This window comes from Microcoleus sp. T3_B1 (assembly GCF_036700445.1).
Classification (GTDB): Bacteria; Cyanobacteriota; Cyanobacteriia; order Cyanobacteriales; family Microcoleaceae; genus Microcoleus.
This window is the reverse complement of the sequence record NZ_JAUBOX010000133.1, coordinates 1-12,727: the sequence shown is the minus strand read 5'-3', so window position 1 is coordinate 12,727 and position 12,727 is coordinate 1. Positions and strand designations below refer to the sequence as shown.

Here is a 12,727-nt window from a genome sequence, read left to right as displayed (position 1 = left end):
AGTTCAAAGAAATTATCATTAATGCCGACCTTTTCTAATCCCAGAACCTGAACCCAGATAGCAGCCAGTTTCGCTTCGGTCAGAGTGCCAGGGCTGACAAATTTATTTTCCCGCTTGTTGTGGAAACTATCTGGTGCAGGTAAGGCGCGACGGTCTACTTTGCCGTTAGGTGTCAGTGGCAGCTCTTTCATCAGTACAAAAGCGCTTGGTATCATGTAGTCGGGTAAGCGCTTATTGAGATTAGCTCTCAACGATTGAGCCAAATTGTCGTAATTAAATAATCGCTGATAGAACGGGGTTTGCCGGAAATTATTTTTGTAGTGATAGGAGACATATTCAAACTGAATTATTTCTCCATTCTTTTTCCATAGACACCCTTTAATGGCATAATCGGGGTTGAGATTATTCTCGCAAAGTGTTCGGGAACAAACCGCTTGAATGGCATCTCCCTGTTCTACTTCAATTCCAGGTTCAAATATAGGAAAATAAACCGGAAGCCAGCAATATTCATACTCCAGAATATCGATTTTTTCTCCGGCAATAGTATGCAAGTTTAGCCAGACTAAAAAACCGTCCATTCGCCCATTTTTTTGAACTTTTAATTGGATTTTATGAGAAAAATCAGGATTAATATGTTCATTAAAGTTCAAGTCTTCCAAAACATCCACAGTGGATAAAACATTTGCCTTGGGGAATTTCTTAATACATACCCTTAAGTCAAATGGATATCCGACTTGCTCAAAGATTTTTTGGGTGTAATAGGCAGGAGTTTCAGAGAATTTGGGATGATGTAAGATTTCATCGGGGAGGGTAACAATTGCCATCTTGGTAACGCTTCTTTCAGGAATCATTAACCCACCCGGCTTGAGAAACCGTCGGACGTTATTAATAATGACGGCTGCACCTTCAGACCCGCCAATAGCTCCCACAATTTCTGAGACGCAGACATCAGCCAATTCTGGGAGATCAACTTGAGTTGCATCGCCATGAATAATGGTGATTTTATCTGCTAAACCTAACTTTTTAACACAGGCTCTTGCTTTCTCGAAGGTTTCTTCACTACGTTCAATTGCATAAACTTTCTTAGCGCCTGCTTCAACACAAAATCTCGATAAGATAGCATCTTTACCTGTCCCAATTTCAACGACAATTTGATCTTTGACCAATTGATTAATTGCAACTTTATAACTATCGTTCCGTCGATGGTCATTGGTCATGGCGTAATAGAGTAAGTTATCGTAGACATAGTATTCAGCGATAGAGGGCCATAATTCTACTAAATCTGTTGATGATTTTTCTGGTTTCTTGGATGAGATGAGATTTTTCTGTTGGGGTACAACGTAAGCCACCAAACGCTTATCATTGGGTTGGTCTTCCCGCACAAGAACAACGGCTTCTTGAACTTCGGGTAACTGGGACAGTGTCGCTTCAATTTCACCTAACTCAATGCGGAAGCCCCGCACCTTGACCTGATTGTCAATGCGACCAAGATATTCAATGTTTCCATCTGGAAGATAACGAGCCAAATCTCCAGTTTTATAGAGGCGAGAACCAGGCTCATCACTGAAGGGATTGGGAATAAATTTCTCTTGAGTCAGATCGAGACGGTTGAGATAACCTTTTGCTAGTCCCACACCAGCAATGTGAAGTTCTCCAGGAACACCGATAGGAACGGGTTGTTTATGGCGATCGAGAATATAAATTTGGGTGTTGTCAATCGGACGACCAATTGGCAGCACGTCCATGCCTTCAAAGCATTGTGCAGCCGTAGCGCAGACAGTGGATTCAGTTGGCCCGTAAGCATTGAAGAACCGCCGTCCTCCAGCCCATTGAGTGACCAAAGAAGGAGGACATGGCTCTCCCGCGACAACAATAGTCTCTAAAGCTGGTAACTCTTGAGTCGGCAGAACGGCGAGTGCTGACGGCACAAGGGTAGCGTGAGTAATCCTTTGCTCCTGGAATAGCTGCAATAAAGGTTGTCCTGGTTGTAACTCCTCTGGCGTTCCCAAAAATAATGCAGCTCCCGCACAAAGAGCCATGACAATTTCCGAGATAGAAGCGTCAAAGCTAATCGAAGCAAACTGAAGAACGCGACTATCTGGCTGAACGTTAAATAGGTTAATTAGTGCTGTTGCTAGATTGCACAATCCTCGATGAGCGACTTTAACCCCTTTAGGCTTTCCGGTTGAGCCAGAAGTGTAAATCACATAAGCCAAGTTCTCCGGTGTCAAGTTAGTGATGGGAGAAAGCTCACTTAAAGTAGAGATTTCTTCCCAATCAGCATCCAAGCAAACTACCCGTGCTTGATGTTTTGGCAACGAGACAACCAGTTTTTGTTGAGTCAATAGAACTGGTAGCTGCGAATCATTGAGCATATAAGCGATGCGCTCAGGAGGATAGGCCGGGTCTATAGGGACGTAAGCACCACCGGCTTTGAGTACGCCTAACAGTCCTATAATCATGTCAAAGGAACGTTCGACGCAGATACCTACCAGTGTTTCTGATTTTACCCCCAGTCTTTGTAAATAGTGTGCTAATTGGTTAGCCTTAGTGTTTAGTTCTCGGTAGGTTAGCTGTTCATCTTTAAAAATTACTGCTATGGCATCTGGTGTTTGTTCTACCTGGGCTTCAAATAATTGATGAATACATAGATTGTAATGATAGTCTTGTTGGGTTTGATTCCACTCTACTAATAATTTATGTTTCTCAATAGCCGTCAAAATGGATATATCTGATAGCCTTTGTTGTGGATTCACTACAATACCAGCCAACAACGTTTGCCAATGTTCTATCATTCGGGCAATGGTTGTGGCATCAAATAAATCTGTACTATATTCAAACGCCCCTATTAGTCCCTCCTCAGTTTTGTGCAACGACAAGCTTAAATCTAACTTAGCTGTTTGGTTAACTCCAGGCTCAGATGTGTTAATTGTTAAATTTTGGAGAATAATATTAGAGGCGGTTTCATGTTCTAAAGCGAAGGCTATTTGAAACAAAGGAGAGTAGCTTAAATTCCGTTCTGGATGTAATGCTTCTACTAGCTTATCAAATGGTAAATTTTGATGCTCATACGCTTCTAGGACAACTTTTTTAACTTGTTGTAATAACTGGAGAAAAGTAGAATTACCAGATAAATCTGTGCGGAATACCAAATTATTAACAAAAAATCCAATCATTTCCTGAGTTTGAGGATTCTGGCGGTTTGCGGATGGAGAACCAACAACAATATCGGGTTGATTGGTGTAGCGGTAGAGCAATACTTTAAATGCAGTCAGGAGTAATGTAAAGAGTGTAACTCCCTGCTGCTGACTCAAATTTACGAGGGCTTCACTAATCTCTAGCTCAATCGTAAAAAATTGGGTTTCCCCACGAAAGGATTGTACGGCAGGTCGGGGACGATCTGTTTGTAATTCCAACAATGCTGGCATTCCCGTTAGTTTTTGTTGCCAGTAAGCAAGTTGAGACTCTAAAACTTCTCCCTGTAACCACTGCTTCTGCCACACAGCAAAATCTACATACTGAAGATTAATGTCAGGTAAATGGGGTTTACCTTGTCCAACCAAAGCCGAGTAAATTGTCGTAAATTCTTGAAGAAAAATATTGACAGACCAACCATCAAAGATAATGTGGTGAATTGTTAGCAGTAAAACATTTTCTGTTGGGGTAAGCTGAACTAATTCTGCCCTTATTAAAGAATCTTCAGCCAGATTAAATACATGGCTAATTGCAAGAGAAGCTAATTTCTGATACTCTAAATCCCGTTGACTTGCTAACAAAGAACGCAAATCAACAACTGGTAAAGTAAAATCTCTCGTCGCATTTATGATTTGAGCAGGTTTTCCATCAACGGTAATAAAGTTAGTGCGTAAGATTTCGTGACGGGCGATTAATAATTGCAAGCTCGACTCCAAAGCAGTAATATCGAGTTGACCGCTAAAATGCAAGTTCAGAGGAATGTTATAGAAGGGGATGTTAGGCTGTAGTTCGTAGAGGAACCAAAGTCCCTCTTGAGTAAAAGAAAGAGGAAAGATATTGTTTTCTGTTCTGGATCTCGGAGCAATCGCTGTGGTATTGGTTTGAAGATTAGCTTGCTGCAAAAACGAGATAATTTCTGCTTTGCGATCACTAATTTCCGACTTGAGAGCAGGGGTAAGAATCCCTTCAGGAGCCTTGCAACGAAGGCGTTTCCCTTCCAAAAATAGGTTAATATCTAACTTGCGTAAATGATTAATAAATTCAATGGTATTCATTAAAATTCTACCTCTTCTAAATTATTGGTGCTAGTGTTAACATTTTGGTTTACCCAAGAAATTGCTTCAATGTAGCTTGAAAAACTTGCTACAGTTGGAGCTTCAAATAACTTAGACAAGGGCAGATTTAACCCCAAATGGGAACTTAGTTTTGAGAGCAGTTGAGTTGCCAGTAAGGAATGCCCACCTAATTCAAAAAAGTTATCGTGGATGCTGAGTTGCTCGACTCCCAAAACCTCAGCCCAGATAGATGCTACTAATTTTTCTGTTGGAGTCTGAGGAGCTACAAACTCTGCTTTTTCAATTAAACTATTGAGGTCTGGTGCTGGTAATAATTTGCGGTTTACTTTGCCATTGGGGGTCAGTGGTAAAGACTCCAAAATTACAAAAGCACTAGGCACCATATAGTCTGGTAGTCGCTCTTTTAGAAAATGTCGCAGGTCGCCAACGGTGGGCGCAGGTTCCTGAAGAGGGACAACGTAAGCGACTAGACTCTTTTGGCTGGGAATATCTTCTCGAAGCACGACTGCAACAGAGAGTAAGTTTGGATGGTGACTCAGTGCTGCTTCAATTTCTCCGAGTTCGATACGAAAACCGCGCACCTTTACTTGGTCATCTATCCGACCGAGGTATTCAATATTACCATCGGGCAGATAGCGAACCTGATCTCCAGTTTTATAAAGGCGTTCAGTGGGAGAGTCATTAAAGGGGTTACGAATGAACCGCTCAGTGGTCAACTCAGGACGGTTGAGATACCCCCGTGCCAAACCAGCACCACCGATGTGCAGTTCTCCAGGAACCCCAATCGGTACAGCCTGTCCGTTCTGATCTAAGATGTAGGTACAGAGATTCCCCAGAGGACGACCGATGGGCAACTGCCTTAATGTCGTGTCGTCTGCTGATAACTCGTATATCGTAGCTCCTATAGTCGCTTCTGTTGGGCCGTAATTATTAAATAGACGTACTTGTTGTCCTACACATTCAAACCAGGTTTTCAGTCGTTCTGGCAGTGCTTTTTCTCCCCCAAGAATGATCAAACGTAATGAAGGGGATAATGCAAGAGTTTTTGGGCTCAAGAAAGCAGTCAATTCATGCCAGTAGGCTGTCGGCAAAGCCATTACAGTGATTTCCCAGTTCTGGCACTTCTGCAAAAATCCCTCAAAAGAGTCCAGCATTGTATCGGTACGCAATACAAGTGTTGCACCAGAAGTTAGGCTGGTATAGATTTCTTCGGCACTGACATCAAAACTAATAGAAGAGAATTGTAAAATGCGATCGCACTTCTGTATTCTATATTCAGCACTCGCAGCCGTCGTGTAATTGGCTAACGACCCATGTTGAATTAAAACGCCTTTGGGTTTTCCTGTAGACCCTGATGTGTAGATAACATAAGCCAAGTTTTCTGGCTTCACTGAACTTAAAGGGTTTTCTTTGGGGTAAGAAGCAATTTCTTTCGAGTCTGAATCTAAGCAGATAACACGCGCTGAGAGTGCAGGAAGTTTCTCGACTAGCCTCTCTTGAGTCAGCAGCACTGGAACCGACGAATCTTCTAGCATGAAAGCCAAGCGCTCAGACGGATAGTTCGGGTCTAGCGGAACATAAGCACCGCCAGCTTTGAGGATGCCCAACAAACCGATTATCATTTCCAGAGAGCGCTCTACACAAATCCCTACCAGCACTTCTGGCCCCACGCCCAGCGATCGCAGATAATTTGCCAGTTGATTCGCTTTTACATTCAACTCTCGATAGGTGAGTTGTTTTTCTTCAAACACCACTGCTACGGCATCGGGTGTCCGTTCCACTTGTTCTTCAAACAACTGATGGGTGCACTTCTCTTGGAGATAATCTTTAGCGGTGTTGTTCCACTCTACTAATAGCTGCTGTCGCTCTCTTAGTGTCACTAGAGGCAATTCTGAAATCGCCTGTTTGGAATTGGCGACGATTCCTTCCAACAATGTCTGGAAATGTTCCGCCATCCGAACGATGGTAGTCTCATCAAACAGATCCGAGTTGTATTGCCATTCTGCTACCAATCCATCAGCCGTATTCTCCATTGATAGGGTCAAATCAAACTTGGCTGTGACGCTTTCCACAGAATACGAGCTTACCGCTGAATCAAGCAGTTCCATAGAAGGTACTCCTCCGTCGTCAAGAGCAAACATGACCTGGAATAGAGGCGTGTAGCTTAAATTGCGTGTTGGTTCCAATGCTTCTACCAACTGCTCGAATGGCAGGTCTTGATGCGTGTAACCTTGCAGCGCGACTTCCCGGACTCGATTGAGTAGCTGCTCAAAACTGGGATTGCCGCCGAGGTTGGTACGCAGCACTAAAGTATTGACAAAAAAGCCGATTAGCCCTTCAAGTTCCCGTCGGTTGCGACCAGCTACAGGAGTTCCTACTACGATGTCATCTTGCCCTGAGTATCGGTATAGCAATGTCTGAAACGCTGCAAAAAGCGTCATAAACAGAGTGACTCCCGATCGCTTACCCAAAGTGGCAAGTTCCGCGCTTAATTCTTTGGAAAAGGCTGCATAGTAATATCCTCCCCGGAAGGTTTGAACAGCCGGTCGCGCTCGGTCTGTGGGCAATTCTAATAAATTCGGAGCGTTCTTGAGTTGTTCCTTCCAGTAGTCAAGCTGGGTTTCTAGTATTTCTCCAGTTAGCCACTGCCGCTGCCAAAGGGCAAAGTCGGCATATTGTACTGGTAACTCTGGTAAAACTGGAAGCTTTCCAGTACAGAAAGCTTGGTAAAGTTCTGTTAGTTCCCGCACGAATACGCCCAACGACCAACCATCAGAAATAATGTGGTGCATGGTGAGCAGCAAGAGGTACTCTGTTTCACCTAGCTGTAGCACCATCCCTCGGAGCAAAGGCTCTTGCTCCAGGTTAAAAGGTCGATTCGCTTCAACCGTAGCTAATCGTTTCGCTTCAATTTCTCGTTCGCTCTCAGAGAGGTGCAACAAGTTCACAACTGGTAGTTGAAAACTAAGAGTTGAGGCGATAACTTGAACGGGTTGATCTCCTACTATTGCAAAGTTGGTGCGTAAGGCTTCATGGCGCCGGATAATTTCATTGATGCTACTCTCTAAAGCAACTATATTAAGCTTACCGCTAAGATGCCAAGCAAGCGGGATGTTGTAAAAGGCGCTGTTTGGTTGTAATTGATCGAGGAACCACAACCTCGTTTGAGCGAAAGATAATGGGATGGACTCTGACTTTGGAATTGGTAGAAGAGGCAGAGCTTCTACAGATTGTCCGTTTTTGAGCGCTATCTCAACCCGCGAAGCTAATTCGGCAATCGTGGGAGCTTCAAACAAACTGCGTAACGGTAATTCGAGCAATATTGTGTCGCGCACTCTCGAAATTACTTGAGTGGCTAATAAGGAATGTCCGCCCAAGGTAAAGAAATTATCATGAACGCCTATAGAGTCAATTAAAAGGATGTTAGCCCAAATGCTGGCTAGCATTTCCTCAATAGGAGTGCGTGGAGCGACAAAAGACTCTTCCAGTTCTTTCCGCAAATCAGGGGCGGGTAAGGCACGACGGTCTACTTTACCATTGGGTGTCAGGGGTAGTGCCTCCAGCACAACAAAAGCACTTGGCACCATGTATTCGGGCAACTGCTGTTTGAGGAAGCGGCGCAGGTCACTAATTGCGGGTGCGGGTTCCTGAAGAGGAACAATATAAGCCACCAATTGCTTGTCACCTGCAACGTTTTCTCTGGTGATGACAGCAGTCTCTCTTACACCGGGATGTTGGCTCAGTACCGCTTCAATTTCGCCTAATTCGATGCGGAAGCCACGTATTTTTACTTGATTGTCGATACGACCGAGGTATTCGATGTTGCCGTCTGGTAGATAACGTGCCTTATCTCCAGTTTTATACAGGCTCAAACCCGGTTCATTACTGAAGGGGTTGGGGATAAATTTTTCAGCCGTCAAATCGGGACGGTTAAGATATCCTCGCGCTAACCCGACACTGGCAATATAGAGTTCCCCAGCAACACCGATGGGAACTGGCTGCAAATGGGCATCCAGTAAGTAGAATTGCGTGTTGGCGATCGGGCGTCCGATGGGCACTGAGGTGTGGAGTTCGCCCTCAAACGCCTTGACTTTGTAAGCCGCTGACCAGATGGTTGTCTCGGTGGGGCCGTAAACGTTCCAGACTTCCTGAGAACGGCACAGCAATTGAGACGCTAGATTCTTAGGTAAAGCTTCTCCGCCACAAAGTATTTTCAGTTGAGGGCTGCCAGTCCACCCGGCTAAAAGAAGCACTTGCCAGGTGGCCGGGGTGGCTTGCATGACCGTAGCGCCGCAATCCTGTAGTGTTTGCAATAACTGCTCTCCAATTGATGCCACTTCACCGCTAACCACCACCACACGAGCACCCACAGATAGGGGCAGGAAAATTTCCAGCGCCGCAATGTCAAAGTTAATCGTTGTAACGCTCAGCAGGATATCTCTCTCACTCAACCCTGGAGTTTGGCTCATGGAAGTTAACAGGTTGACCGCAGCCCTGTGAGAAATTTGCACCCCCTTGGGCTTGCCGGTAGAGCCTGATGTGTAGATAACATAGGCTCGGTTGGTTGCTGTCGCCTGCACCGGCAGATTCTGTTCGCTGGCGTGAGCCAGGGTTTCCCAGTCAGTGTCCAGACAAATCACGCGAACCTGATGTTCTGGCAGCTCCGCGACCAGATGCAGCTCGCTCAGCAGCACCGACACCTGAGAATCCGCCAGCATATAAGCCAAGCGCTCTTTTGGGTAGGCTGGATCTAGGGGCACATAGGCTCCCCCCGCTTTAAGAATTCCCAGCAGTCCTACCACCATCTCTAGGGAACGCTCCACACAGATGCCAACCAACACATCTGGCTCTACACCCAAACTTTGCAGGTAGTGTGCCAATTGATTCGCCTTCGCATTCAATTCGCGATAGGTGAGCTGTTCCCCTTCAAAAACCACGGCCACCGCGTCGGGCGATCGCTCAACTTGCTCCTCAAATAACTGATGGATACACTTATCCTGCGGATACTCAGCTTCTGTGTTATTCCACTCCACTAATAGCTGGTGGCGCTCTGTTTCTGTCAGTAGCGATAATTCTGAAATCTGCTGAATAAAATTGGCTGCGATCGCCTCCAGTAAAGTCTGGTAATGTCCCGCCATCCGAGCGATCGTGTCAGCATTAAACAAGTCAGTATTGTATTGCCAGCCAGCCTGGAAAACTTCTCCCCTTTCCATGATCATTACATTCAGGTCAAAGCTTGCCCCTCGTTGATGGCCGAGTAGATATGGCTCCATCTCAAGCCCAGACTCCTCGAAGCGCGATGAATTTTTAAGAGACTCACCCCAACGTTGCTTTTGCCAAGTAAAGCTGACTTGGAAGAGAGGAGAACGACTGGGATCTCGTTGAGGCTGAAGTTTCTCTACTAAAAGTGGAAAAGGATAATCCTGATATTTCTGTGCTTCTTTAACTTGGCTGTTCACCTGAACCAAGAAATCTTTGAATGTCAAGTTTTCGGTTACTGTAGCCCGCAAGACAACGGGGTTAACTAAGTAGCCGACAATTCTTTTAAACTCCTCTTGACCCCAACGACTGGCCATCGGGCTTCCTACGAGGATATCTTCTTGGTTGGTGTAGCGGTAAAGTAAGACAAAAAAAGCAGCAAGCATCAGCTTGTAAAGGCTTGTTCCAGTAGAGCTAACTACCGAGCGCAGGCTGTGAATTAATTGTTTATCTAGCTGTAAGATATGAATTTCTCCCCCATAAGTCTGCACTGGGGGTCGGTGTCTGTCTGTCGGCAAGTTTAGGATTGGTAACTCTCCCGATAGTTGTTTTTGCCAATATTCCCAAAGTTTTTCTCCCTTTGGACCCGATAGCATTTTCAACTGCCAATCTATAAACTCGGTATAGGGCGGATTTTTAGCAACAGAATCTTCTATCTGCTGATAGCTAATTTGTTTGGTTTCGGCAACATACCAAACTTGCAGTTCATTGAGGAGTAAACCTAAAGACCATAAATCCCCGGCAATGTGGTACATGGTCAGCAACAGAATGTGTTTTTGTGCCGAACAAGCAAACAGATTGAGTCGCCAACTCGGTTCTTTTTCCAGATTGAATGGACGATCTGTTTCTAATAAAATTTGCTTTTTTAAATAGTCTTCGCTCCAATTTGAAGCATCTGTTATTTGGATAGAAACTTCTAACTGTTCCTGAATAAGTTGAAATGGTTTTCCTTCGTAAATTGTGTAAGTAGTTCGGAGAATCGGATGACGATTGACAATCTTTTGCCACGCCCGTTGCAAAGCTGTAACATCTATGGATGAGCGAATTACCGCTGTATCGAAAATGTTGTATGCAACGCTTTCGGGAGCCATCTGGTACAGAAACCATAAAGCTTGCTGACCCAGCGAGAGGGGATGAAAGGATGCCGGTGTCTCTGGCGTCATGGGGGTGATGTTATCATTCAAAACTGACATATTTTGTTCCGAAGATATTTCTGTGAACATTACAGAAATTCCTATAATTTTCCTGTCTATTAATTTTTTTAGTTAGATGGAGAGCGCAGGAAATTTTATTGGACCGAATTTGTAGCGCGTTTTCAGCGTCAAATATTTTAGGGCAAACTCGTCCTAATAATAGGACACCAATTTCTGCATCAAGCCACTATTGGAAAGGCGGGAGCAAGCGTTCGAGAGCCGGATGGTAGGTGCGATCGCCCACTCTCGAAGCCAAGATGCAGCAACGCGGCTGTCTTTTTCGCAAGTACACCTGTGTACCTTCGGTTCCCTTGTAGGTCGCTAGTTTTTAACAACTTCATTTTTGTCACCTGCCTAAATAAATACTTAATCTACCTCTATAGATAGATGCCTGTCAAGGGCAAGAACATAAAGTTAATGCGAAGAACCAGAAAAAGAATGTAAAAAATCAACATTCCCTGACTTGAGCAAGATTTGGGTATAACTGTGCGAATCGTTGGCTAGAAACCAGTCCTATAAAGGATTAGGGGGATTAGCCGCAAGGAATAGAACCTTGACAACTGAATGACCATGTAGGTGAGAATCAGTACCCTAGAACACTCAAATCCTACCCCGCAGGTGCAGCGGTGAAAGCATCTCCCCTACGGTAGCGACTAGCTATCAATCCGTAAAGCGGGGAGAAAAGATGTTATTACTGACAGCCTAAGTCGGTAAGCATCGAGCAAAAGTACCCATGAGTAAAGCCTTGGCTTGAAGATGTGTTTGAATCGTCGTTACCAAAAACCAGCGAAATAAGGCTTAATGCGCTGGAGCCAAAAGGCACAGGATAAAAGGAGTTGGCAAGTGGGTATTTGACCAACAAGCACTTCCGATAAACCCGGCGAATAACATCACTCTAAATGTACACAGTATGGTCATTCGGAACGAGATAACCTCTCGTCTGCTCTCAGGTGGTCGAATCCCTGTAGTAGGTGCTAACCGTATGCAACGAGTAGGAAAGATTGGGTCAGAAGCTAAAGTCTGGGGTAATGCCCAGGATATGCAGACGGACTCACGGTGATTTGGAAGAAAAAGTCTTAAGTAGTGAGTAAAAATGTCTAAAACGAGTTTAAAGACTACGGTGGAATGGAACCAAGTGAACTGGCGAAAGCTAGAGCGTAAGGTTTATAAGCTCCAAAAGAGAATTTTTCAAGCCTCTCAACGTGGTGATGTGAAAGCAATACGCAGACTCCAAAAGACGCTGATGAATTCTTGGTCAGCAAAGGTATTAGCGGTTCGTAGAGTAACCCAGGATAATACTGGCAAGAAAACGGCAGGAGTGGACGGGGTGAAATCCTTGTCCCCAGCAGCACGTTTGAAGTTAGTAAATAATTTAAAACTGGGGTCTAAGGTTAGTCCGACTAGGCGAGTATGGATTCCCAAGCCTGGAACGGAAGAGAAGCGACCTTTAGGCATACCTACAATGGAAGACCGAGCCTTGCAAGCACTTGTCAAACTGGCATTAGAACCAGAATGGGAAGCGCGATTTGAACCTAACTCCTTCGGGTTCAGACCTGGACGTTCATGCCAAGATGCAGTCGAGGCTATATTTTCAAGCATCAGTAAAAAGCCAAAATATGTGCTTGATGCCGATATAACTAAATGTTTCGACCGGATTGACCATGAAGCACTGCTCAATAAATTAAATACATTCCCCACCATTCGCCGACAGATTCGTGCATGGTTAAAAGCGGGAATGATGGATGTTATGCAGTTGTTTCCAACATCTGAGGGTACTCCACAGGGTGGGGTTATTTCTCCATTACTGGCAAATATTGCCCTCCACGGGATGGAAGAACGAATTAAACAGTTTGCAGAAACATTGCCTACTAGAAGCGGCAAAGGCAAAAGGGATAACCGTAATAGTCTTAGCCTGATTCGTTATGCCGATGACTTCGTGAGCGCGACACGATGTCGCATGTTGTGAGTGAGGAGGTGACTTCTCTAGGTTAGTGTCCAAACCTA

Annotated in this window: 2 protein-coding genes and 1 pseudogene; 1 reads left to right on the top strand and 2 read right to left on the bottom strand. The window is 44.7% G+C overall.

The window, feature by feature from the left end; all coding sequences use genetic code 11:
- Positions 1-4,250: amino acid adenylation domain-containing protein (locus tag QT990_RS34085; protein WP_333466323.1), on the bottom strand; the 4,250-nt coding region annotated here is incomplete at its 3' end.
- The gene (locus tag QT990_RS34080; RefSeq protein WP_333466322.1) at positions 4,250-10,753 is read right to left on the bottom strand and encodes an amino acid adenylation domain-containing protein; all 6,504 of its coding nucleotides are present in this window, start codon (positions 10,751-10,753) and stop codon (positions 4,250-4,252) included. The genes QT990_RS34085 and QT990_RS34080, both read right to left, overlap by 1 nt.
- 1,063 nt (positions 10,754-11,816) lie before the next feature.
- On the opposite strand from QT990_RS34080, the pseudogene QT990_RS34075 reads away from it, so the two are divergent.
- Positions 11,817-12,662 (top strand): annotated as a pseudogene (locus tag QT990_RS34075) (reverse transcriptase domain-containing protein); the annotation flags it as partial.
- Between the last annotated feature and the right edge of the window lie 65 nt (positions 12,663-12,727).

What these genes read in the sequence shown, in the direction of transcription:
- QT990_RS34080 (WP_333466322.1), bottom strand. Translation starts at nt 10,753, where the DNA reads ATGTTCACAGAAATATCTTCGGAACAAAATATGTCAGTTTTGAATGAT.